The organism is Sphingomonas sp. UYAg733 (assembly GCF_054057355.1).
Window position 1 is genome coordinate 218,194 of the sequence record NZ_JBSRZE010000001.1, and the last position, 22,230, is coordinate 240,423.

The window sequence follows — 22,230 nt, forward strand, 5'->3', positions numbered from 1 at the left end:
GCAGAGGCTGGCAGGTCAGCCGCCCAGCGCGCGCGCCGACAGCGCGGTGCAGTTGGCATCGGTCGCTTTGAGCCCTTGCTTGCCGGTAATCGACCGTCCGAGCGCCTTCAGCACATTGCTGACCGACTTCACCTTGGGTGGAATAGTGACATCGGGGTCGCGGATCGTGCCCGCAATGGTCACCGATCCGGGCAGGCGCAACAGGCTCTTCTGCTGCGCCGCGCCGGTCAGAGTGATCGCCAGCGCCTCGGCCGGGAGCTGATGCTTCCCTGGCCGTTCAACTGGCTGAGCGTGGTGTCGAGCACCAGCGGATCGACGCGGCCGACGCCCCGCCGCATGTCGAGCCGCAGCACGATGCAGCGCAGGCCGGCGCGTTCGTCATCATCGCTGGTCAGCACGCGCCAGGCATCGAAGCCGATGATCGTGTTGAATGTCACGGCCTTTCGACGCGTCTATGCGTCGATTCGTTCCCTTCCGGTCAGAAATCGACCGCGATGCCCTTCAACTCCCAGTCGCCATAACGCACCGGGTTGAGGCCGAGCGGGTCTTGCGATCCCGCTTCGGTTTCCCCCTTCGGGTCCGGCGTCGGCACCGGCGGATTCTTCGACAGATAGGCGGGTGGCTTCACATGTGGCGGCCGCTGGGCCATGGGCTGCTCCCTTGCGTGAACGGTGACGCGCGATTGAACCGCGGCCATCCCGACGCCACATCGACCTTGAAAGGAGTTGGTTCAAGTGAATCAGCTGAAGACGACGATATTGCTGGTGGCACCGACCGCCCCCGTCATGGCGCTCGGCAGCACGCCTGGCGGTATCAGCGCCGCCGCGCTCAACTCGCTCGACCGGCGCTGATTTGGCCCATCCTCAATCCAACCAGCCCGAGCCTGCCGGCGTTCCCGCACGGCGCGCCGCACTGCGGCTGCTCGATGCTGTGCTTCGCCAAGGCATGCCGCTCGAGGCCGCGCTCGATCGCGCCACCTCCGGCATCGACCGCGCCGATGACCGCGCGCTCGCCCATGCCATCGCCGCCGAGACATTGCGTCGTTTGCCCGATCTTGATGCATTGATCGATTCCGCGACCGCGCGGCCGTTGCCCGATGACGCCAAGGCGCGCGCGGCACTGCGTATCGCGCTCGTCCAGACGCTTGCGCTCGGCACCCCGGCGCATGCCGCGATCAGCACAGTGCTGCCGCTGGTCGATGGCGGGCCGCGCAAGCTGGTCCATGGCGTGTTCGGCACCTTGTCGCGGCAGGGAGCGACCTTGCCCGAAATACCGACCTTGCCCGATCCCGTCGCGATCCGCTGGCATGCGGCGTGGGGGGACGATGCGATCGAAGGCGCCGAACACGCGATCGCCGCGCCGCCGCCGCTCGATCTGGTCATCGCCGATCCCGCGACGACCGGTGAGTGGGCGGAAAAACTCGGCGGCGTGTCGCTGATGCCCGGCCATGTGCGCCTGCCGAGCGGCCATGTCCCCGAACTGCCCGGATTCGAAGTAGGCGCATGGTGGGTGCAGGATATCGCTGCTTCGCTACCCGCACGGTTGATCGGTCGCGGCACCGGGGCCGTGCTCGACCTGTGCGCCGCGCCCGGCGGCAAGACCATGCAGCTGGCAAGTGCGGGCTGGCAGGTGACCTCGGTCGACAGCGCGGAAAGTCGTCTGGCGCGACTTCACGACAACCTAGCGCGGACGAAATTGTCGGCGGATGTCATCGCGGCCGATGTCCTCAAATGGTCGCCACCGGCGCTGGCCGATGCGGTGCTGCTTGATGCGCCGTGCAGCGCGACCGGCATTTTCCGCCGCCATCCCGACGTACTGCACCGCATCCGCCCCTCGCAGATTTCCGAAATGGCCGCGCTGCAGGAGAAGATGTTGGCGCGTGCTGCCGACTGGGTTCGGCCCGGCGGGTTGCTGGTCTATGCGACCTGTTCGCTCGAGCCGGCCGAGGGTGAGAAGCAGTTCAAACGCTTCCTCGGCACGCGCAGCGACTATGCGGTCGATCCGATCCGTCAGGAAGAATTGCCGGGCGGCCTGACCGCGCATGCCGAGGGATATCTGCGCACCTTGCCCGGCGCGCTTGCCGATCAGGGCGGCTGTGACGGGTTTTTCATGGCGCGGATGAGGCGCGCTATCTGATCCATACCTTGCGGGCCGAGTCGGTCGTGCTAGAGGGTCCGGTCATGCAACATCCTGTCCGTATCGCCCCTTCGATCCTGTCCGCCGATTTCGCCCGGCTCGGTGAGGAGGTGCGCGCGATCGACGCTGCCGGCGCCGACTGGATTCATGTCGATGTCATGGATGGCCATTTCGTGCCCAACATCACGATTGGCCCGGCGGTGGTGAAGGCATTGCGCCCACACACCACCAAGCCGCTCGACGTCCATCTGATGATCGCACCGGTCGACGCTTTCCTTGAGGATTTCGCCGAAGCGGGCGCAGACACGATCAGCGTCCATGTCGAGGCGGGCGCGCATACCCATCGCACGATCCAGCGCATCCGCAGCCTCGGCAAGCGCGCCGGCGTGGTGCTGACCCCGCAGACTCCGGCCAAGGCGCTCGACTATCTGCTCGAGGAGGTTGACCTAGTGTTGGTGATGAGCGTTAATCCCGGTTTCGGCGGGCAGAGCTTCATCGAAAGCCAGCTGCGCAAGATCGAGGCGATCCGCAAGATGATCGACAAGGCCGGCCTGACCGTCGATCTCGAGGTCGATGGCGGCATTGACCGCGCCACCGCCCCGCGCGCGATCGCGGCGGGCGCAGATGTGCTGGTCGCTGGCACCGCGACCTTTCGCGGAGGGCCAACCGCCTATGCCGACAATATCGCGGCATTGAGAGGCTGAGTGAGCGATCCGAGCGAGCCCGGCAAAGATGGGATCGATGAAGGCAAGCGGCTGATCAGGCTGGGCGGCGACAAGGGGTTGTCGCTGTCCGAACGCCTCGCCGAACGGCTCCACCGTCTGACCTGGCGCACGCCGATCCATGGGCTGAAATTGAAGGGCCGGCATCCGCTCAAGCTGATTGCGGTGCCCGACGACCCTTTCCTCGGCGATGTGAAGCGCGGGCAGGCGCTGCTTGAGGGCAAGCTCAGTTTTCGCGGAGAAATTCGGCCGATCGATGCGATCAACCTGAGCAAGCCCGACTATTCTCGCGCGCTTGGCGACCATGTGCAAAGCTTCGCCTGGCTGCGTGATCTGTCGACGGTTGCGACGCGCGCGCAGGCGACGCCGATCGCGGAGGGGCTGATGCGCCGCTGGCTCGATGTACATGCCGACACGGTCAGCGAGCCGGCCTGGCGCGCCGATCTCTGGGGCCGGCGCATTCTGTTCTGGACCGCACACGCGCCGCTGGTCCTGTCGTCGACCGACCTGGTTTATCGGAGCCGGCTGCTCAATACGCTCGCGCGCGGCGCACGGCATATCGATCGCAGCGCGGAGAAGATGGCGCCCGGCGCGCCACGCATCGCCGCCTTGTGCGGTGTGGTTGCGGCGGGACTGTTGATCGCCGGCGGCGATGCGCGCCGCTCGTCGACCGAGGCGGCGCTGGTCAGGGCGCTGTCGGCGTCGGTGTTCGACGACGGCGGCAGTGTCGCCCGCTCACCGCTCGCACAGCTCGACATCATCATGCTGCTGACGATGCTGCGCGAAACCTATGACTCGCGCCGGCTGGAACCGCCCGCCGCGTTGCTCGAAGTGCTCAACCGCATGGTCCCGGCGCTGCTCGGTGTCTGTCATGGCGACAAAGGATTGTCGAGCTGGCAAGGCGGCGGTGCGGTGTCGGGTGAGACGCTCGCGCAGATCATCGAAGCGACAGGGGTGCGCGCACGATCGCTGCGCCAGGCGCGCGACTGGGGCTATCAACGTCTCGCCGCTGGTTCGGCGGTACTGATCATGGATGCGGCACCGCCGCCCGTGGCGCGGCTGGTCGAGGGCGGTTGCGCCTCGACCCTCGCGTTCGAATTCTCCGACGGCCCGCACCGGCTGGTGGTCAATTGCGGCGGCGCGCGCACCGCCGTGGTGCAACTGCCCGCTGCGCTTGCCGATGGACTGCGTACCACCGCCGCGCATTCGACACTGATCGTCGGCGATAGCAATTCTACCGCGATCCATCCCGATGGCACGCTTGGGCGCGGTGTCGCCGAGGTCGAACTGGCGCGGCAGGAGAGCGATGCCGGTAGCCGGATCGAGGCGAGCCATGACGGCTATGCGCGGCGCTTCGGCTTCGTCCATCGCCGCCAGCTGGTGCTGACCGGCAATGGCCGCGAACTGCGTGGCGAGGATTTGCTGCTCCCCGAGGGTAAGCGCCGCAAGACCGCTGCGACCGCCTTTGCGATTCGCTTCCATCTCGGCCAGGGCGTACAGGTCTCGCCGACCGCCGATGGCATGGCCGCGTTGTTGCGTATGCCCGGTGGGGCGCTGTGGCAGTATCGTTGCCGTGGCGGGACGCTGGCGATCGAGGACAGTTTGTGGATCGACGCCGAGGGCCGCCCACAATCGACTTCCCAGCTCGTCATCACAGGCGACTCCCCCGCTGGCGGGTCCAGCGTCAACTGGGCATTCAAACGCGCCAACTGATCTTTTTTCCGGAGCCGACATGACCAGCATTCCCATCCGCCGCGCCCTGCTTTCGGTGTCGGACAAGACCGGCATCATCGATCTCGGCCAGGCGCTGGCTCGTCACGGCGTCGAACTGGTTTCGACCGGCGGCACCGCCAAAACGCTACGTGATGCGGGGCTCGCGGTGCGGGACATCAGTGACCTGACCGGTTTTCCCGAAATGATGGACGGTCGGGTCAAGACGCTCCACCCCAAGGTCCATGGCGGGTTGCTCGCGGTGCGCGACGATCCCGCGCATGTCGCCTCGATGGCCGAACATGATATCGGCGCGATCGATCTGGTGATCGTCAACCTCTACCCGTTCGCGCAGACCGTCGCGAAGGGCGCCGACCGGCCGGAGATCATCGAGAATATCGATATCGGCGGCCCGTCGATGGTGCGCTCGGCAGCCAAGAACCATGCATTCGTCGCGATCGTCACCGATCCGGCCGACTATACCGAACTTATATCGGAAATGGATGCATCGGGCGGCGCGACGACGATCGATTTGCGTAAGCGGCTTGCCGCGCGCGCCTTTGCCGCGACCGCGGCTTATGACGGCATGATCGCCAGCTGGTTCGGTTTCGCCGATCAGGGCGAGGCTTTCCCGGAAACGCTGCCGATCACGCTCAAGCGCAGCGCATCGCTGCGCTATGGCGAAAACCCGCACCAGTCCGCTGCTTTCTACACCGCGATCGCCCCGCACGCGCGTGGTATCGGCCAGGCGCGGCAGGTGCAGGGCAAGGAACTGAGCTATAATAACCTCAACGATGCCGATGCTGCGCTTGAACTGATCGCCGAGTTTCGCGACGCCGCGCCGTCGGTGGTGATCGTCAAGCATGCCAACCCGTGTGGGGTCGCTTCGGCTCCGACATTGGAAGAGGCCTATGCCGCCGCCTTCGCGTGCGACACGGTATCGGCCTTTGGTGGCATCATCGCGCTCAACCGCCGGCTCGACGAAGCGACCGCGCGGGCGATCTCGGGCATCTTCACCGAAGTGGTCGTCGCCCCCGATGCCGATGAAGCGGCGCTGGCGATCTTCGCGGCTAAGAAGAATCTGCGCCTGCTGCTCACCGGCGACCTGCCCGATGCGATGCGGACCGGGTTGCAGGCAAAGTCGATCACCGGCGGCTGGCTGGTCCAGACGCGTGACAATGGCGTCACGCCGGAACTGCAAGTGGTGACGCAGCGCGCACCGACCCCGACGGAACTGGCCGACTGCCGCTTTGCCTGGACCGTCGCCAAGCACGTCAAGTCGAACGCGATCGTCTACGCCAAGGACGGTTCGACCGCCGGGATCGGCGCGGGCCAGATGAATCGCCTCGAATCTGCGCGCATCGCCGCCTGGAAGGCGAAAGATGCGGCGGACAAGGCGGGCTGGACGACGCCGCGCACGATCGGCTCGGCGGTTGCTTCGGACGCCTTCTTCCCCTTCGCCGACGGCCTGCTCGCCGCGGTCGAGGCGGGCGCGACCGCGATCATTCAGCCCGGCGGTTCGATCCGTGACGACGAAGTTATTGCGGCGGCGGATGAGGCGGGCCTGGCGATGGTCTTCACCGGCATGCGCCACTTCCGGCACTAAGTCAGATCGGCCTTCATATAACAGGCAGCAGATCGAGAGGCGGGTTCGGGATGACGGTGGAAGGCCCCACGGACTCCGGTGATCGGCAACCCATCCAGCGCAACTCGGACCGACACCGGGATGTTGCCTTGGCCGCGACATGCGAAGCGGAAGCCGTTTTGCTGCTGTTCGAAGCTGCGCACCCGAACGACGGCCGACCGCGCATGGCGATCGACGCGATCCGCAACTGGGCAACCGGACAGCGCGAACTCAGCCTGGCCGAGGTGCGCAAGCTTTCGCTCGGATCCCACGCCGCCGCACGCGAAGCTTCATCATCAGCGGCCCGGTTCGCGGCGCGCGCGGCAGGCCATGCTGTGGCGACATGGCATGTACCAACCCACGCAGCAGCCGTTCCCGCCTATGCGGCCAAGGCAATCGCGGCGAAGGACGCCGAGATAACGAGCCGTTAGCGCCGGCCTAGACCGGCAGCGCGCCCTCGGCCGATTCGGGGCCCGCTTTGGGAATCTTGCGAAACAGCGCGCGATCCGACGGGCCGAACGCCCATTTGAAAAGCACGAACAAATAGGTCGCGCAGATCGCGGGGATGCCGATCGCCGCCTCCGCCCATTCATAGCTTTTGGGCAGTGCGGTGAAGGCGCTGCCGACCAGCCCGGCGGCCAGCGCCGCCCATAGCAACGGCCAGCGCCAGCCGGCGACGCCCGCGCCAAGCAGGCGCGACAGGAATTTCGATTTAATCACCGAGGTCAGGCTGACCGACAGCAGCAGCGCGATCGCCGGACCCGCCGCCTGATAATTGACCGGCCAGCCTTCATTTCGGATTGCTAAGATCAGCGCGAAGCTGAGCGCGATCTGGAAACACAGCATGCCGAGCGAGATCAGCAGGTTCTTCAGCCGCGCGATATAGACCAGTGCGCTCTCGCACACCGCGCCCGTCGATGCGGCCGCCTCTGCTGATAACAAGAAGGCGAGCGCCGCCGTGCCGGCGACGAATTGGGGCCCGACCACGCCCATTACCGCTTCGCCGGGGATTGACCCCATCAGCGCGAGTCCGACTTGCGCCGCCATGATCCAGAAGCCGACCTGCTTGACTTGGGCCGCCACCGCCTCGCGGTCGTCGCGCGCGAGCGCGGTGGTGACAACGGGGCCGAGGATCGGGTCGAAACTGGTTTTGAGCTTGGCCGGGATCGAAGCGACCTGCTGTGCCATATAATAGATGCCGACCACCTTGGGTTCAAACATCACGCCCAGGATGAAGCGATCGACGTTGCGCGTGCCCCATTCGACCGCATCGGCGCCGGCCAGTGGCATGTTGCGCCCGGCCAGCGCGAGTAGTGGGCGCACGCGCGGTTTCCAGCCATGCGGGATGCCATAGCTGCGCACGAACGGGATCAGCGACGCGACCAGTGCCGCGGCCATCGAAAGGATGTAGGACAGGACCAGCCCATCGCGCAGCGAATAGAAGGAGAAGGCCCAGGCTGCGGCGCTGATCGTCCACGGCTCCACGATCGCTCGCGCGGTCACCGTCGCCTTGACGTTGCGACGATAGGCGAGCGCGGCAAGGCTGACATCCGACCAGGCGGCGGCGAAGATGATGCACGGCAGCCACCGGTCCATCCCGGTGATCGGCGTATTGGGGTACATCACTTCGGGAAACAGGATCAGCATCGCGCTGGCGATCAGCGAGACGACAAAGGCCACCGCCATCGCGTCCCACACGACATGGACATGCGGGCGCTCGGTATCGGACAATGCCTGTGCCAGGCCGCGCTTCAGCCCGAGCGTCGCAAGCAGTGCGGCGAGCTCGACCACCACCACGGCGATCGCAAACCGCCCGACCGTCTCCGGGCCATAGACGCGGCCGGCGATGAACAGGAAGGGCAAGCGCGCTGCAAGCCGCAGCAGGAACCCGATGATGTTGGTCCGCCCACCCTTGGCGAGCGCGTTGAGATCATCGATGTCGCCCGTCGCTGTGGTCAATGTGCCGCGCCCCAGCTCTTCCCGGTTCCGATCTCGATGCGGAGCGGCACGCTCAGCAACACCGCCGGTTCGGCGGCGGTCGCCATGACACGCTCGATCACCGATTTTGCCGCTTCGACATCATTTTCGGGCAGCTCGAACACCAGTTCGTCATGCACCTGCAACAGCATGCGCACATTGGGCAGCCCTGCTTCGAGCAAGGCCGGCCCCATCCGCGCCATCGCGCGCTTGATGATGTCGGCGCTGGTGCCCTGGATCGGCGCGTTGATCGCCGCGCGCTCGGCGCCCTGGCGCTCATGCTGGATCTTTGATTTGATACGCGGAAAGTGCGTCTTCCGGCCGAACAGGGTGGTCGTATAGCCGGTCTCGCGCACGCCTTCGGTGGTCTGGACGATATAGTTGCTGATCCCGGGGAAGCGCTCGAAATAGCGGTCGATCATCGCTTGCGCCTCCTCCGCGGTAACGTCGAGCCGGCCGGCCAGGCCCCAGCGACTGATGCCATAGAGGATCGCGAAGTTGATCGTCTTGGCACGGCCACGCGTGTCGCGGTTCACCTCGCCGAACAATTCCTGCGCGGTCAGGCTGTGGATGTCGTCGCCATTGGCGAACGCCGCCTTCAGTGCGGGGACGTCGGCCATATGCGCGGCGAGGCGCAGCTCGATCTGCGAATAATCGGCGGCGAGCAGGACATTGCCCGGCTCGGCGACAAAGGCGTCGCGGATCTGCCGTCCGACCTCGGTGCGGATCGGGATGTTCTGCAGGTTCGGGTCGGTCGACGAGAGCCGCCCGGTCTGCGCGCCGGTCAGGGAATAGCTGGTATGCACGCGACCCGTCGCCGGGTTGATCTGCGCCTGCAGCGCATCGGTATAGGTCGATTTCAGCTTGGACAGCTGGCGCCAGTCGAGCACTTTGCGCGCGATGTCCTTGCCCGGGGAATCCTTGTCGGCGGCAATCCGTTCGAGCTCGTTGACGTCGGTCGAATAGATTCCGGACTTGCCCTTGCGGCCGCCCTTGATGCCCATGCGCTCGAACAGCACATCGCCCAGTTGCTTGGGGCTACCGATGGTGAAGGCACCGCCGGCCAGCGCATGGATCTCTACCTCAAGCGCGCCCATCTGGTGTGCGAACTCGGTTGAGAGTTGCGACAGTTTCGCCGCATCGACCTTGATGCCATGCCGCTCCATCTGTGCGATCACCGGGATCAGCGGGCGATCGACCATCTCATAGACCCGTGTGACCTGTTCCGCCGGCAGGCGCGGCTTGAACCGCCGCCATAACCGCAAGGTCACATCGGCATCCTCAGCGGCATAGCGCGTGGCCGCCTTTAGATCGATCTCGGCAAAGCCGCGCTGCGTCTTGCCGGTGCCGACCACGTCCTTGAATGCGATGCAGCTGTGCGACAGGTGCGTCGCGGCCAGTTCATCCATGCCGTGCCCGTGCAGACCCGCATCGAGATCGAAGCTCATCACGATCGTGTCGTCAAATGGCGCGACGTCCAGGCCAGCGCGGCCGAGCACGATCATGTCATATTTAAGATTGTGCCCGATCTTCAGGACGCTCGAATCCTCGAACAAGGTCTTGAGCTTCGCGAGTGCGACAGTGCGGTCGATCTGCACCGGTACCTCGGCGAACATGTCGGTGCCGCCATGCGCGAGCGGGATGTAACAGGCCCGGTTGGGCTGCAGCGCCATGCTCACCCCGACCAGTTCGGCGCGTGTGGCATCGACCCCGGTGGTCTCGGTATCGATAGCGATCCAGCCCTGGTGCTGTGCTGCGGCGATCCAGTCGTCGAGTGCGGCCGTATCGATCACCGTCTCGTACCCATCATGGTCGCACGGCGGGTCCTCAACGAGTGGTACCGTCTTCGGTGCCTCGACCGGCGCATCGGCCACCGCCGATAGCTTGGCGATCAGTGATTTGAAGCCGTGATGTTCGAGGAACGCACGCAGCGGCGCATCGGGAATGCCCTGCAGGACCAGATCGTCGAGCGGCTCGGGCAACGGCACATCGCATTTCAGTTCGACCAGCACGCGGCTCAATCGCGCCATATCGGCCTGCTCGATCAGATTGTCGCGCAGTTTGCCCGGCTTCATCGACGGCGCGGCGGCCAGCACGGCCTCCAGATCGCCATGTTCGTTGATCAGCTTGGACGCTGTCTTCGGACCGACCCCGGTCACACCCGGGACATTGTCGACACTATCGCCCATCAGTGCGAGCACGTCACCGAGTCGCTCTGGCCCGACCCCGAATTTCTCCTGGACATGCTCGGGCCCGAGCCGCCGGTTGTTCATCGTGTCGTACAGGTCGAGCCCCGGCTCGATCAGCTGCATCAGATCCTTGTCGGAACTGACGATCGTGACCAGCCAGCCCTGCGCCAGCGCCGCTTTCGAATAACAGGCGATGATATCGTCCGCTTCCAGCCCCTCGGTCTCGATGCACGGCAGCGAAAAAGCGCGCGTCGCGTCGCGGATCATGGGAAATTGCGGGACCAGGTCCTCGGGTGGCGGCGGCCGCTGTGCCTTGTATTTGTCGTATAATTCGTTGCGGAAGGTGTGGCTCGATTTGTCGAGAATCACCGCCATGTGCGTCGGGCCGTCGGCCTTATGTAGTTCGTCGACGAGCTTCCACAGCATCGTGGTGTAACCATAGACCGCCCCGACCGGCTCGCCATGGATATTGGTCAGCGGCGGCAGCCGGTGATAGGCACGGAAGATATAACCGGAACCATCGACAAGATAGAGATGAGGCATGGCGGGGGAATAGCCCAACCAGCGGACGGCACAAAGCCTTTAGCTAGTCCCTTGGCCGACATCCGTTTCGATGCTCAGGCGGCGTCGTGGAAGATGATCCCCAATGTGTGCCGCGCACCCGAGCGCAAGGTGGCGACGCCGTGGCGCATCGTCACGCGGTAATCGCCGCGCCCGCCGCGCACCGGACGATGGTTGACCGCGAAGGCCACCGCGTCGCCCTGCTGGAGCGGCACCACCTCGACGCGCGACTGCATGCGTGGGCGTTGCTCGGTCAGCACGAAATCGCCGCCGGTGAAATCCAGTAGCGGCCGCGACAGCAGGATGGCGATCTGCAGCGGGAAGACATGCTCGCCATACAGATCCTGATGCAGGCAGTTATAATCGCCGGCCCCGTAGCGCAGGAGCAAGGGCGTCGGTCGCCTTTGTCCCGCCGCGTGGCACCGCCCAAGGAAGTCGTCATGATCGTCGGGGAAGCGGACATTGCTTCCCAGCCGCCCGGCCCATCTATTGGCGATCGGCTGCAGCCGCGGATACAGCGCCGCGCGCAACGTCGCGACGACCGGCGGCAACGGATAAGCGAAATAGCCATAAGCGCCGCGGCCAAAGCCGTGCCGTGCCATGACGATCCGGCTGCGGAACAGCGCGTCGTCGTCATAGCTGGCGGCGATGGCGGCACAGGCTTCGGCATCGAGCAGGCCGGGCAACAGCGCACAGCCGCCCGCATCGAGTGCGGCGTCCGTCCCGGGCCAATCCTGTACGGCGATCCGCGCTTCGATCTCTTTACAGTCCATGACGGCCGGAATCGCACGGCGCCCGCCGCACGCCACCCCGCCGCTTGCGCTCGAACTAGTGGTGGTTGACCACCACCGCCGCAACGACGGCCTGCATCAGCGCCTGGCGTTCGGGGATCGATTTGGGCGTGTCGCCGATCATTACCGCAAGGGCGTAGCTCTTGCCGTCGGGCGCCATCAGCAGGCCGACATCATTATACCCCGCTGTACGTCCGGCAAGGTCCTGGCCGGTGCCGGTCTTGTGTCCGAACGTCCAGCCCTGTGGCACCGCGCCGCGCAGCCGCATCTTGCCCGTCTTGGACGATTCCATCGTGCCGATCAGATAGCTGGTCGAATCGGGCGAAAGCAGCCGGCCTTGCTTGAGCTTGGCCAGTGCACCGGCGATCGCCATCGGCGCGGCGCCGTCGGGCGGGTCGGTGATATAGTTTTCGAACGCCTCCAGCCGCGCGGTCTGCGGCAGGCTCGCCCGCGCGCGGGTGAAGGCGTTGCCAAAGGCATATTCGGGCTTCCAGGCGAGCCCGGCTGTCTTGGCCTGCAATAACCGCTCGCCGGGGCCGAAGCGGATATCGCCGAGCTGGTTGCGCTCGATGAATGCGCGCACCGCGCGCGGGCCGCCGACATAACGCAGCAGCCGGTCGTTAGCGGTATTATCGCTCATCGTCAGCGCACGCTGCAGCAATCCGCCGATCGTCGTCTGATAACCCTCGGCCTTGACCAGCGCAGCGATCGGCTGATGGAACAGCGTCAGATCCTCCGGCTTGACCGTGACCGGATCGTCTAGCTTGAGCCGCCCCGAATCGCGCAGGTCGAGCACCGTCATCGCCACCCACAGCTTGCTCACGCTCTGCTGCGGCAGGAGGATGCCGCCATTGCTCTGCACGCTCCAGCCGCTGTCGATCGAGCGCACCGCGATGCCGACCCGACCGTTGAAGCCACGGCCAAGTGCTTCAATGTTGGCGACCAACGCCTGTGGCGCGGTCACCGCAAGGGGGGCCGATGGTGGAACGGGAACGACGACTTGATAGGGTGCTGGCACCGGCGCCGTCGCGCGCGCGGCAGCGACACGTGGTTGGGGGCGCGACTGGGGTATGGCGGTACTGCACGACGCGGCCAATACAGCGACGAACGCGACCGCCGCCAATCGGCCCCACCCCGAATTCAACACGCCAGAAGTAAAGAGTTGTTCAGTCACACATGATGCCCCGCCCCCGAGCATGTAACCTTATAACCATAATCTTGTTGCGAAATCCCTGATGGGCAAGATTGCGGTGAAGCGCCGCTGATACGCGATGGGGCGGTCGCGTAACTATCCAGGGCAAGCCACTGACTCTCCACGCGACTTTTCACGGGATCAGAACCGTGTCGATCGCTTCGGGCAGCATTTCGGGATAATCGAGGGTGTAATGCAGTCCGCGCGATTCATGGCGGTGCAACGCCGAGCGCACGATCAGGTCGGCGGTCTGAAGCAGGTTGCGCAGCTCGATCAGGTCCGGCGTGACACGGAAATGTCCATAATAATCATTCACTTCCTCGGTCAGCAGACGGATGCGATGCTGCGCGCGCTCAAGTCTCTTGGTGGTGCGGACGATGCCGACATAGTTCCACATGAAGCGGCGGATCTCGGTCCAGTTCTGCTTGATAACGACTTCCTCGTCCGAATCCTCGACCCGACTTTCGTCCCAGGCGCGGATCGGCGGCGGTGCGGGCAGTTCGTCCCAATGCGCGTTGATATGCTTCGCCGCCGCCTCGCCGAACACGAAACATTCGAGCAGCGAGTTTGAGGCGAGACGGTTGGCGCCGTGCAGGCCGGATTCACTGCACTCGCCGGCGGCATAAAGCCCAGGCAGATCCGTCTTGCCGTCAAGATCGATGACCACCCCACCACAGGTATAATGCTGCGCGGGCACGACCGGAATCGGATCCTTGGTCATGTCGATGCCGAGGCCGAGCAGCTTTTCGTAGATGTTGGGGAAATGCTCTTTCACGAAATCGGCGCCTTTGTGGCTGATATCGAGATGGACATAATCGAGCCCGAGCCGCTTGATTTCATGGTCGATCGCGCGCGCCACGATGTCGCGCGGCGCGAGTTCGGCGCGCGCATCGAAATCGGGCATGAAGCGATAGCCCCCACCTTTTCCATCGGCGCCGGGGATCAACAAATGACCGCCCTCACCGCGCACCGCTTCGGTAATAAGGAAATTCTTGACCTCGAGATTGTACAGGCAGGTCGGGTGGAACTGCATGAATTCCATGTTCGACACGCGGCATCCCGCGCGCCACGCCATCGCGATACCGTCGCCGGTCGCGCCCCTGGGCGCGGTAGAGAAGAGATAGGTTCGCCCTGCGCCACCCGTCGCTAGGATCGTCGCGCGGGCGGTGTAGAGCTCGACCCGACCGGTCGCGCGGTTGACGGCATAGACGCCCCACACATGGCCGGAACCCGAATAGCGTTCCTCGTGCCGCCCGGTGGCCAGGTCGATCGCGACCATATCGGGGACCAAAGTGATGTTGGGATGTTCGGCAGCGGCACGCTGCAGCGCTTCCTGCACCGCCCAGCCCGTCGCGTCATCGACATGGACGATGCGGCGATGGCTGTGCCCGCCTTCGCGGGTCAGGTGCCGGGCGTCGCCATCCATGTTGAACGGGACACCCAAAGCCGCGAGTTGTTCGATCGCTGCAGGCGCACTTTCGACCACGAACTCGACCGTGGCGCGATCGTTGAGGCCGGCGCCTGCGATCATCGTATCCTCGATATGGCTTTCGAACGTATCGCCGGGTTCGAGTACTGCGGCGATCCCGCCTTGCGCCCAGGCGGTCGACCCCTCGTTGAGCCCGCCCTTGGCGAGCACCGTCACCTTGAACCGGTCGGCGAGATTGAGCGCGGCGGTCAGCCCGGCCGCGCCGGAGCCGATGATCAGGACGTCGCTTTGATGGTCGGTGCCGGACAAGTCACTCTCCTATTCGCCCGCCTTAAAGGCGTTCGTGCGGTTTGTGACAATTCAAATCCTTTACCGCTTGCAAGCAAGCACCGCTGATTAGGCGTTCGACGCCCGCGTCAGGTTCAGGAACACATCCTCGAGATCGGCTTCCCGGGTTGAGACATCGACGATGCCATAACCATCTGCCTGCACCGCCGCGAGCACTTCGCCTGCATTGGCGATGTCCTTGCGATAGGTGATGGCGAGTGTCCGGTTGCCCTTCAATTCGATCTTCTGGAAACACACGGCATCGGGCGGCGTCACGACGTCACGATCGACCGTCACTTCCACCAGCTTCTCGGTCGCCATACCGACCAGCTCGCGGGTCGGTTTGTCGGCGATCACCTTGCCGTGATTAATGATCGCGATACGGTCGCACAGCTGTTCGGCCTCTTCGAGATAATGGGTGGTCAACACCACCGTCACGCCCTGCGCGTTGAGTTGGCGGACATAGGCCCAGAGCTGTTGGCGAAGCTCGATATCGACCCCGGCGGTCGGTTCGTCGAGCACCAGCACGGGCGGCGTATGGACCATCGCCTTGGCCACCATCAGGCGGCGCTTCATGCCGCCTGACAAGGTGCGGGCATAGGCGTTGGCTTTGTCCTCCAGATGAACCGCGCGGAGCAATTCCATAGAGCGGCGCTTCGCTTTGGGGACGCCGTACAGTCCGGCCTGGATCTCCAGCGTCTCGACTGGTGTGAAGAAGGGGTCGAAGAGAATTTCCTGATTGACGATGCCGATCGACACCTTGGCATTGCGCGGGTGCTGGTCGATGTCGAAGCCCCAGATCGACGCGCTGCCGCTGGTCTTGTTGACCAGCCCGGCAAGGATATTGATCAGGGTCGACTTGCCCGCGCCGTTCGGCCCGAGCAGTCCAAAGATGCTGCCGCGCTCGACATCCAGCGTCACATCGTCGAGCGCGCGCTTGCCGCCCGCATAGGTCTTGCACAGATTGGTGATCGAGATGGCGGCTTCGGTCATGTGGCTGCGATAGGCGCAGAGCCAGCCAACCTCAATCCTCCCTGTGCCAGAGAGGATTGTCGGAAACTCGTCACCTTGCTATCCGCAACCCATGATCGCCCCACCCGAAACCCTCCGCGTCAGCCATGCCCGTGTCGCCTGTGACGGCGCGACCGATATTCCGGGCGGCGCGTCGCTCGGTCATCCGCGCGTCTGGCTGCAGATCGACGAGCATGGTTATGTCGATTGCGGCTATTGCGACCGGCGTTTCGTGTTGATCGGTGGGCCGGCCGATGGCGCCGATCAAGCGGCACTTCCCGATATCGCGTCTGGCGCGAGCCTCTAACGCTCCTATATTGCGGGGCATGACCAGTCCCGCAGACCCCCGCACCTTTCTCTACCATGCCGGCCAGCTCGAACCCGAAGAGGCGCAGCGCCTGACCGCGCAAGCCTTGTCCCAGGCGGACGATGGCGAGCTTTATCTCCAGTATCGCAAGGCAGAGGCGTTCGGCTTCGATGACGGCCGGCTGAAGACCGCGAGCTACGATACGCATTCGGGTTTCGGCCTGCGCGCCGTGTCGGGAGAGACCACCGCCTTCGCCCATGCCAATGAATTGAGCGCGGCGGCGATCAACCGCGCCGCCGAGACGATGGCGTTGATCGACCCGTCGACCGGACCCAAAGCGGGCCCTCCCCAGGGCACTAACCGGCATCTTTATACCGACGCCGATCCGCTCGACCTCGTGCCCTTCGCCGACAAGGTGAATTTGTGCCAGACGATCGATGCTGCCGCCCGTGCGCGCGATCCGCGCGTCGCGCAGGTCTCGGTCTCGCTCTCGGGGACGTGGAGCGTGGTCGAGATCGTCCGCGCCGACGGTTTTGTCGCGACTGACATCCGCCCGCTGGTACGCCTCAACGTCTCGATCGTGGTCGAGCAGAATGGCCGGCGTGAGACCGGCAGTTTCGGCCTGGGCGGGCGCTATCTCTATGATCAGCTGATGCAGCCCGAGACTTGGAACCGCGCGATCGACGAGGCGCTGGCGCAAGCCGTCGTCAATCTCGATTCGGTCGCCGCGCCAGCCGGAGAAATGACCGTGCTGCTTGGCCCCGGCTGGCCCGGTATTCTGCTGCATGAAGCGATCGGCCATGGGCTGGAAGGCGATTTCAACCGCAAGGGTACATCGGCCTTTTCCGGCCGGATCGGCGAACGCGTGGCCGCGCCCGGCGTTACCGTCGTGGATGACGGCTCGATCGCCGATCGTCGCGGCTCGCTGTCGATCGATGACGAAGGAACGCCGACGCAGGAGAATATCCTGATCGAGGACGGCATCCTCAAAGGCTATATCCAGGACCGGCTCAACGCGCGGCTGATGGGCGTCGCGCCGACCGGCAATGGCCGCCGCGAAAGCTTCGCCCATGCACCGATGCCGCGCATGACCAACACTTTCATGCGCGGCGGCAAGGACGATCCCGCCGAATTGCTGAGCCGTGTTAAGTCGGGCATCTTCGCCAAGAGCTTCGGCGGTGGCCAGGTCGATATCGTCTCTGGCAAGTTCGTGTTCAGCTGCACCGAGGCGTACAAGATCGAGAATGGCAGGCTCGGCGCCCCGATAAAGGGCGCGACCTTGATCGGCGACGGTCCGTCCTGCCTGACCCGGGTGGAGGGCATCGGTAACGACTTCGCGCTCGACGAGGGCATCGGCATGTGTGGAAAGGGCGGGCAGAGCGTGCCCGCTGGCGTCGGACAACCGACTTTGCTCGTCGCCGGGCTGACGATTGGCGGCACGGCGGTTTGACCTTCGCACCCGCCGCGCTCGCCGCATATTGGCGGCGCATCGGGATCGCGGCGCCGTCGGTGCCGGACCGTACCGCGCTCGCCGCGATCGTTGCGGCACATACCGCGCGCATTCCGTTCGAGGGTCTCGATCCGCTAATGGGTCGCGCGGTCGATCTTGCGCCCGAAGCGCTGGCCGCCAAGCTGCTGACCGGGGCGCGGGGCGGATTCTGCTTCGAACATAACCTGATCCTGAAAAGCGCGCTGGAGGCGCTTGGCTTCATCGTCACCGGACTCGCCGCGCGCGTATTGTGGCGCGCGCCACCGGACGCCATCACGCCGCGCACGCATATGGTGTTGCGGGTCGATCTGCCCGGTGGCCCGGCGATCGTCGATGCGGGATTTGGCGGCAATGTACTGACCGGTGTGCTCGACTTGGTCGCCGATATCGAACAGACGACGCCGCATGAGCCGTTCCGGCTGATCCGCGATGGGGACTATTGGGTCCAGCAAGTGAGCATCGCTGGCGAATGGCTGCCAACCTATCGCTTCACGCTCGAGCCTCAGGCGGACATTGATTACCAATTGCCCAGCTGGTATATGTCGACCAGCCCGAAATCGCATTTCGTGTTCGGCCTGGCCTGCTCCATCGCGCCACCTGGCCGGCGCCTGGCGTTGCGCAACTTCGATTATTCGATCCATCATAGCGGTGGCGCAACCGAACGCCGCAGGCTGGGCAGCGCGGCGGAGATTTGCGATGTTATCGAACGGGAGATCGGCATCACGATACCCGACCGGGCCGCGCTGTGCCGCCGAATCGATGAGGGATTATCGTGATGACGTCATGGCCCGCGCTGGACTGGAACGCCTGGCGCGAGACCGCGATTGGCCTGCAACTGCGCACCCAGATCATCGGCAAGGTCCGACTCGCACTGACGCCGTGGCTCAACCATAGCTGGCATGTCCCGCTTTATCTCACCGCGCGCGGCCTTTCGACCTCGTCGATCCCCTGTGGCGAGCGCATCCTGCAGATCGACTTCGATTTCATCGCCGACTGGGTCGTGCTGGCGACGAGCGATGGGGAAGTCCGCAACGTCCCGCTCGCTGCCGGCACGATCGCCGGATTCCACAGGGCCGTGATGACGGCACTTGCCGAGCTTGGCGTGACGGGCAGCTTCGATCCCAAGCCCAGCGAGATGCCCGATCCCGTGCCCTTTGTCGACGATCATGCCGAGCGCCCCTATGATGCCGATGCGGTGCGCGATTTCTGGCGGGCGATGATCCGTATCACGCATGTGCTTGGCGAATTCCGCACCGGCTTTCTCGGCAAGGCGAGTCCGACGCATTTCTTCTGGGGCAGTTTCGATCTCGCCTCGACGCGCTTTTCGGGCCGTGACGCGCCGCACCATCCCGGCGGCGTGCCGGGCCTGCCCGATGCGGTGGCGTGCGAGGCTTATAGCCATGAGGAATCGAGTGTCGGTTTCTGGCCGGGCAGTGACGCCTATCCGCACGCTTCCTTCTACGCTTATGCCTATCCGGTGCCGCCGGGTTATGCCGATGCCGGGGTCGGGCCGGCCGAGGCTGAGTTCAATACCGATCTCGGCGAATTTCTGCTTTCCTACGATGCCGTGCGCGCCGCCGCCGATCCCGACGCGGCGCTGCTCGCGTTTTGCCGCTCGACCTATGACGCGGCCGCGGATCTTGGCGGCTGGGACCGCAGGGCGCTCGAATGCCCGCTCGGCCGGCCGCGGATTCCCCGCGAAGTCTAGGCGCAACCTTGCTATTGGGCGCGCGAGCGAAAGGGCATGACATGGCCGAATTCTTCGACGCACTGACCGACGATCACCGCGCCTTCATCGCGCGCCAGCCGCTATTCTTCGTCGCCACCACCGCGCCCGAGGCGCGGATCAATCTCAGCCCCAAGGGTATGGACTGTTTCCGTGTGCTTGATAACAAGCGCGTCGCTTATCTCGATGTCGCGGGCTCGGGCAACGAGACGAATGCGCATCTGTTCGCCGACGGACGCATCACGATCATGTTCTGCGCCTTTGACAATCCCGCGCTGATCTTCCGCCTCTATGGCCGGGGCACGGCGATCCTGCCGCAGGACGATCGCTGGGCCGAACTCGCCGCGAACTTCACGTTGCTCCCCGGTACGCGTCAGATTTTCGAGATCGCCATCGATCAGGCGCAGACTTCATGCGGCTGGGGCGTGCCGCATATGAGCTTCGAGCGGGAGCGCCAGACACTCAGCAAATATCACGCAGCATCGACCGATGAGGCGCGCTTCGGCAAATACGCCATCCGCACCGTCAGCATCGACGGTTTACCGGTGCGCAATCCGACCCGCGCGGCGTTTTGATGGCACTTGTCGAACTCGGCCGGTTCAACCGCAACGAAGCGCATATCCTGATCGGGCGACTCGACTCCGAAGGCGTCGTCGCGATCGCTTTCGATGGCGAGGCGAGTATCAGTGACGGGAGCTATCTGTTCATCGCGGTACGCGTAATGGTCGATGAAGACGATCTGGCGACAGCAAGGGCGATCGTGGAGTCCGCTGCCTGATTCTCAGGCATCCCTTCGCAACTGCACAAATTTTTACCTCTGCTTAATCCCCGGCGACGCGATTCAGCGCGATTCGCCCGCGATTCCGTGTCGTTTCGACTCTGGCACGAGCATTGCTGTGTGGCTTCCGGGACAATGGAAGGGGGCGCGAATGAAGCTCGTCATAGCAATCATCAAGCCGTTCAAACTCGACGAAGTGCGTGAAGCGCTCACCGAAATCGGGGTCGCGGGCATGACCGTGACCGAAGTGAAGGGCTTTGGCCGACAAAAGGGCCAGACCGAAATCTATCGCGGCGCCGAATACAGCACGAACATGGTGCCTAAGATCAAGATCGAGATCGTCTGCGCGTCCGACCTCGCCGCGCGCGTGGTCGAAACGGTGCAGGCCGCAGCGAACACCGGCGCGATCGGTGACGGCAAGATTTTCGTGCTCGACGTCGGGCAAGCGGTGCGCATCCGCACCGGCGAAACCGACCAGACAGCGCTGTGATGAAGGGGGTAATGATGAAGCATGGTTTGAAACTTGCCGCCGGCGCGGGACTCGCGCTGTTTGCGGCGATGCCTGCCTGGGCCAATGCCGCTTCGGCCGTAGCCGAAGCGGTGCCCGCGGCGGCCGCCGCGACGGCAGCCGTCGTGCCGACCGACGCGATGGTCAGCAAGGGCGACGTGGCATGGATGCTGCTCTCGGCGGCGTTTGTGCTGATGATGTCGGTGCCTGGCCTCGCACTCTTTTACGGCGGCCTGGTCCGCACCAAGAATATGCTGTCGGTCCTGATGCAAGTGCTGACGATCGTTTGCGTGGCTGGCCTCGTGTGGTGCGCCTGGGGTTATTCGATGGCCTTCACCAATGGCGGCAGCCTCAACCCCTTCGTCGGCGGCTTCTCCAAGGCCCTGCTTAAGGGCGTCGATGCGAACACGTTCGCCGCGACTTTCTCGAACGGCGTCTATCTGCCGGAGACTGTCTTCGTCGTCTTTCAGATGACCTTCGCGATGATCACCCCGGCGCTGATCGTCGGAGCCTTTGCGGAAAGGGTGAAGTTCACGCCGCTGATCATCTTCGTGGTGGCGTGGCTGACGCTCGTCTACTTCCCGATGGCTCACATGGTCTGGTACTGGCCGGGTCCGGATTTCACCGCCGGCCTGCCTGACGATCACGGCTATCTCTGGGGTCTTGGCGCGCTCGATTTCGCTGGCGGTACCGTGGTGCATATCAATGCGGGTATCGCCGGCCTGATGGGTTGCCTGGTGATCGGCAAGCGTGTCGGTTACCAGACCGAGCCGATGCCGCCGCACTCCTTGACCATGACCATGATCGGCGCATCGCTGCTGTGGGTCGGCTGGTTCGGCTTCAACGCTGGCTCCAACCTCGAAGCCAACAAGTTTGCCGCTCTCGCCTTCATCAACACGATGACGGCAACCGCCGCTGCGGGCGCGATGTGGGCGATCATCGAACAGATCATCCACAAGAAGCCGTCGCTGCTCGGTGCCGCTTCGGGTGTGGTCGCCGGCTTGGTGGCGATCACTCCGGCTGCCGGCTTCGCCAGCCCGATGACCTCGATTCTGCTCGGCGCGGTTGCGTCGATCGTTTGCTTCTTCTTCGTCACCACGGTGAAGCGGAAGTTCAAATATGACGATACGCTCGACGTCTTCGGCATCCACTGCGTCGGCGGCATCATCGGCGCCCTCGGCACCGCGATCGTCGCAAATCCGGCGTTCGGTGGTCAGGGCTTCATGGACTTCACCGTTATTCCCGCAGTCGCCGGCACCTATGACATGGGTGCTCAGATCATCACTCAGGCCAAGGCAGTCGGCGTCACGCTGCTGCTGTCGGGCGGGGTCTCGCTCGTCCTGTTCCTGATCCTGAAGCACACCTTTGGCCTCCGCCCGAGCGCTGAAGTCGAGCAGGAAGGCCTCGACATCAACGAACACGGCGAACGCGCCTACAACTACTGACGAGATTGGGAGCCGGTTTCGGGGGAGGCCGGTTTCCAAACCATGTTCCTCCTGCGGACGACCTCAGGCCGGTGCGGCAACGCACCGGCCCTTTTTTATGGGCGCTGCTTATGTGTGGATGCGATCCTCACTCCCCGGATTCCGCTTCGGGTTCGACCGGCCCAACCTCGGTCTCGGTTGCCTTCAGATCGGCTTGCCGCTTCATGCGCCGCGCGGCGATCGTCGCGCCGATGATCATGCCGCCCGGCACCAGACATACGGTCGCGATAAGGCCGATCCTACCCCAGAGTTTCTTGTCCATGCGGCGT

Annotated in this window: 23 protein-coding genes; 13 read left to right on the top strand and 10 right to left on the bottom strand. The window is 64.5% G+C overall.

The genetic code is table 11. The features are described 5' to 3' along the window. Positions 1-15 precede the first annotated feature (15 nt). The 3 genes from ACVWZA_RS01170 to ACVWZA_RS01180 are packed head-to-tail and all read right to left on the bottom strand — an operon-like array spanning position 16 to position 649. The gene (locus ACVWZA_RS01170; protein WP_457309322.1) at positions 16-201 is read right to left on the bottom strand and encodes a hypothetical protein; all 186 of its coding nucleotides are present in this window, start codon (positions 199-201) and stop codon (positions 16-18) included. Positions 202-227: 26 nt separating this feature from the next. Beyond that, positions 228-437 (bottom strand): hypothetical protein, encoded by a 210-nt coding sequence (locus ACVWZA_RS01175; RefSeq protein WP_457309323.1) that lies wholly within the window; start codon positions 435-437, stop codon positions 228-230. Between the two features lie 41 nt (positions 438-478). Next, on the bottom strand, positions 479-649 hold the full coding sequence (locus ACVWZA_RS01180) for a DUF1674 domain-containing protein (RefSeq protein ID WP_457309324.1): 171 nt from the start codon (positions 647-649) through the stop codon (positions 479-481). 203 nt (positions 650-852) lie between these two features. Between ACVWZA_RS01180 and ACVWZA_RS01185 the strand changes: the two genes are divergently transcribed. The 5 genes from ACVWZA_RS01185 to ACVWZA_RS01205 are packed head-to-tail and all read left to right on the top strand — an operon-like array spanning position 853 to position 6,623. Beyond that, positions 853-2,136, top strand: a complete 1,284-nt coding sequence (locus tag ACVWZA_RS01185; RefSeq protein ID WP_457309325.1) for an RsmB/NOP family class I SAM-dependent RNA methyltransferase — start codon at positions 853-855, stop codon at positions 2,134-2,136. Positions 2,137-2,180: 44 nt separating this feature from the next. Next, positions 2,181-2,840 (top strand): ribulose-phosphate 3-epimerase, encoded by a 660-nt coding sequence (gene rpe / locus ACVWZA_RS01190; RefSeq protein WP_457309326.1) that lies wholly within the window; start codon positions 2,181-2,183, stop codon positions 2,838-2,840. Continuing rightward, positions 2,841-4,571 carry a heparinase II/III family protein gene (locus ACVWZA_RS01195; RefSeq protein WP_457309327.1) on the top strand — a complete coding sequence of 577 codons (1,731 nt, stop codon included), beginning with the start codon at positions 2,841-2,843 and terminating at the stop codon, positions 4,569-4,571. A gap of 19 nt (positions 4,572-4,590) precedes the next feature. Beyond that, on the top strand, positions 4,591-6,174 hold the full coding sequence (gene purH / locus ACVWZA_RS01200; RefSeq protein ID WP_457309328.1) for a bifunctional phosphoribosylaminoimidazolecarboxamide formyltransferase/IMP cyclohydrolase: 1,584 nt from the start codon (positions 4,591-4,593) through the stop codon (positions 6,172-6,174). 50 nt (positions 6,175-6,224) lie between these two features. Then, positions 6,225-6,623 carry a putative immunity protein gene (locus tag ACVWZA_RS01205; RefSeq protein WP_457309329.1) on the top strand — a complete coding sequence of 133 codons (399 nt, stop codon included), beginning with the start codon at positions 6,225-6,227 and terminating at the stop codon, positions 6,621-6,623. Between the two features lie 7 nt (positions 6,624-6,630). On the opposite strand, the gene ACVWZA_RS01210 is transcribed toward ACVWZA_RS01205, so the two are convergent. The 6 genes from ACVWZA_RS01210 to ACVWZA_RS01235 form a co-directional block, all read right to left on the bottom strand. After that, a complete protein-coding gene (locus ACVWZA_RS01210) occupies positions 6,631-8,151 on the bottom strand; it encodes a lipopolysaccharide biosynthesis protein (protein ID WP_457309330.1) in 1,521 nt (506 codons plus the stop codon). Next, positions 8,148-10,901, bottom strand: coding sequence for a DNA polymerase I (gene polA / locus ACVWZA_RS01215; RefSeq protein WP_457309331.1), 2,754 nt, complete (start codon positions 10,899-10,901; stop codon positions 8,148-8,150). Before polA ends, ACVWZA_RS01210 begins: the two co-directional genes overlap by 4 nt. A gap of 74 nt (positions 10,902-10,975) precedes the next feature. Continuing rightward, entirely contained in the window at positions 10,976-11,692 is a 717-nt protein-coding gene (locus ACVWZA_RS01220) for a 2OG-Fe(II) oxygenase (RefSeq protein WP_457309332.1), read from the bottom strand. 55 nt (positions 11,693-11,747) lie between these two features. Continuing rightward, on the bottom strand, positions 11,748-12,806 hold the full coding sequence (locus ACVWZA_RS01225; protein WP_457310039.1) for a serine hydrolase: 1,059 nt from the start codon (positions 12,804-12,806) through the stop codon (positions 11,748-11,750). Positions 12,807-13,035: 229 nt separating this feature from the next. After that, a complete protein-coding gene (gene nadB, locus ACVWZA_RS01230; RefSeq protein WP_457309333.1) occupies positions 13,036-14,640 on the bottom strand; it encodes an L-aspartate oxidase in 1,605 nt (534 codons plus the stop codon). 87 nt (positions 14,641-14,727) lie between these two features. After that, on the bottom strand, positions 14,728-15,651 hold the full coding sequence (locus ACVWZA_RS01235; RefSeq protein ID WP_457309334.1) for an ABC transporter ATP-binding protein: 924 nt from the start codon (positions 15,649-15,651) through the stop codon (positions 14,728-14,730). A 91-nt stretch (positions 15,652-15,742) separates the two neighbouring features. Here ACVWZA_RS01235 and ACVWZA_RS01240 point away from each other — a divergent pair, with 91 nt between their 5' ends. The 8 genes from ACVWZA_RS01240 to ACVWZA_RS01275 all read left to right on the top strand — a co-directional run bounded on the left by ACVWZA_RS01240 (position 15,743) and on the right by ACVWZA_RS01275 (position 21,922). Further along, a complete protein-coding gene (locus ACVWZA_RS01240) occupies positions 15,743-15,976 on the top strand; it encodes a zinc-finger domain-containing protein (protein ID WP_457309335.1) in 234 nt (77 codons plus the stop codon). Between the two features lie 19 nt (positions 15,977-15,995). Further along, the gene (gene tldD, locus ACVWZA_RS01245; RefSeq protein WP_457309336.1) at positions 15,996-17,426 is read left to right on the top strand and encodes a metalloprotease TldD; all 1,431 of its coding nucleotides are present in this window, start codon (positions 15,996-15,998) and stop codon (positions 17,424-17,426) included. Next, complete coding sequence (locus ACVWZA_RS01250) at positions 17,423-18,241, top strand: arylamine N-acetyltransferase family protein (RefSeq protein ID WP_457309337.1); 819 nt, start codon at positions 17,423-17,425, stop codon at positions 18,239-18,241. Before tldD ends, ACVWZA_RS01250 begins: the two co-directional genes overlap by 4 nt. Continuing rightward, positions 18,241-19,173 (top strand): DUF5996 family protein, encoded by a 933-nt coding sequence (locus ACVWZA_RS01255; RefSeq protein ID WP_457309338.1) that lies wholly within the window; start codon positions 18,241-18,243, stop codon positions 19,171-19,173. Before ACVWZA_RS01250 ends, ACVWZA_RS01255 begins: the two co-directional genes overlap by 1 nt. Positions 19,174-19,214: 41 nt before the next feature. Then, positions 19,215-19,766, top strand: coding sequence for a pyridoxamine 5'-phosphate oxidase family protein (locus tag ACVWZA_RS01260; protein ID WP_457309339.1), 552 nt, complete (start codon positions 19,215-19,217; stop codon positions 19,764-19,766). Continuing rightward, positions 19,766-19,969, top strand: a complete 204-nt coding sequence (locus tag ACVWZA_RS01265) for a putative signal transducing protein (protein WP_457309340.1) — start codon at positions 19,766-19,768, stop codon at positions 19,967-19,969. The genes ACVWZA_RS01260 and ACVWZA_RS01265 overlap by 1 nt, the downstream gene beginning before the upstream one ends. Before the next feature lie 151 nt (positions 19,970-20,120). Further along, complete coding sequence (locus ACVWZA_RS01270; protein WP_187761459.1) at positions 20,121-20,459, top strand: P-II family nitrogen regulator; 339 nt, start codon at positions 20,121-20,123, stop codon at positions 20,457-20,459. 11 nt (positions 20,460-20,470) lie between these two features. Continuing rightward, a complete protein-coding gene (locus tag ACVWZA_RS01275) occupies positions 20,471-21,922 on the top strand; it encodes an ammonium transporter (protein ID WP_457309341.1) in 1,452 nt (483 codons plus the stop codon). 127 nt (positions 21,923-22,049) lie between these two features. On the opposite strand, the gene ACVWZA_RS01280 is transcribed toward ACVWZA_RS01275, so the two are convergent. After that, complete coding sequence (locus tag ACVWZA_RS01280) at positions 22,050-22,223, bottom strand: hypothetical protein (RefSeq protein WP_457309342.1); 174 nt, start codon at positions 22,221-22,223, stop codon at positions 22,050-22,052. Between the last annotated feature and the right edge of the window lie 7 nt (positions 22,224-22,230).

Excerpts from the sequence above, each read along its gene's own strand:
- ACVWZA_RS01280 (WP_457309342.1), bottom strand. The coding sequence starts at position 22,223 with ATGGACAAGAAACTCTGGGGTAGGATCGGCCTTATCGCGACCGTATGT.
- ACVWZA_RS01240 (WP_457309335.1), top strand. The coding sequence starts at position 15,743 with ATGATCGCCCCACCCGAAACCCTCCGCGTCAGCCATGCCCGTGTCGCC.
- ACVWZA_RS01260 (WP_457309339.1), top strand. The coding sequence starts at position 19,215 with ATGGCCGAATTCTTCGACGCACTGACCGACGATCACCGCGCCTTCATC.
- ACVWZA_RS01235 (WP_457309334.1), bottom strand. The coding sequence starts at position 15,651 with ATGACCGAAGCCGCCATCTCGATCACCAATCTGTGCAAGACCTATGCG.
- ACVWZA_RS01275 (WP_457309341.1), top strand. The coding sequence starts at position 20,471 with ATGATGAAGCATGGTTTGAAACTTGCCGCCGGCGCGGGACTCGCGCTG.
- ACVWZA_RS01255 (WP_457309338.1), top strand. The coding sequence starts at position 18,241 with ATGACGTCATGGCCCGCGCTGGACTGGAACGCCTGGCGCGAGACCGCG.
- tldD (WP_457309336.1), top strand. The coding sequence starts at position 15,996 with ATGACCAGTCCCGCAGACCCCCGCACCTTTCTCTACCATGCCGGCCAG.
- ACVWZA_RS01180 (WP_457309324.1), bottom strand. The coding sequence starts at position 649 with ATGGCCCAGCGGCCGCCACATGTGAAGCCACCCGCCTATCTGTCGAAG.
- ACVWZA_RS01270 (WP_187761459.1), top strand. The coding sequence starts at position 20,121 with ATGAAGCTCGTCATAGCAATCATCAAGCCGTTCAAACTCGACGAAGTG.
- polA (WP_457309331.1), bottom strand. The coding sequence starts at position 10,901 with ATGCCTCATCTCTATCTTGTCGATGGTTCCGGTTATATCTTCCGTGCC.
- purH (WP_457309328.1), top strand. The coding sequence starts at position 4,591 with ATGACCAGCATTCCCATCCGCCGCGCCCTGCTTTCGGTGTCGGACAAG.
- ACVWZA_RS01220 (WP_457309332.1), bottom strand. The coding sequence starts at position 11,692 with ATGGACTGTAAAGAGATCGAAGCGCGGATCGCCGTACAGGATTGGCCC.
- rpe (WP_457309326.1), top strand. The coding sequence starts at position 2,181 with ATGCAACATCCTGTCCGTATCGCCCCTTCGATCCTGTCCGCCGATTTC.
- ACVWZA_RS01265 (WP_457309340.1), top strand. The coding sequence starts at position 19,766 with ATGGCACTTGTCGAACTCGGCCGGTTCAACCGCAACGAAGCGCATATC.
- ACVWZA_RS01205 (WP_457309329.1), top strand. The coding sequence starts at position 6,225 with ATGACGGTGGAAGGCCCCACGGACTCCGGTGATCGGCAACCCATCCAG.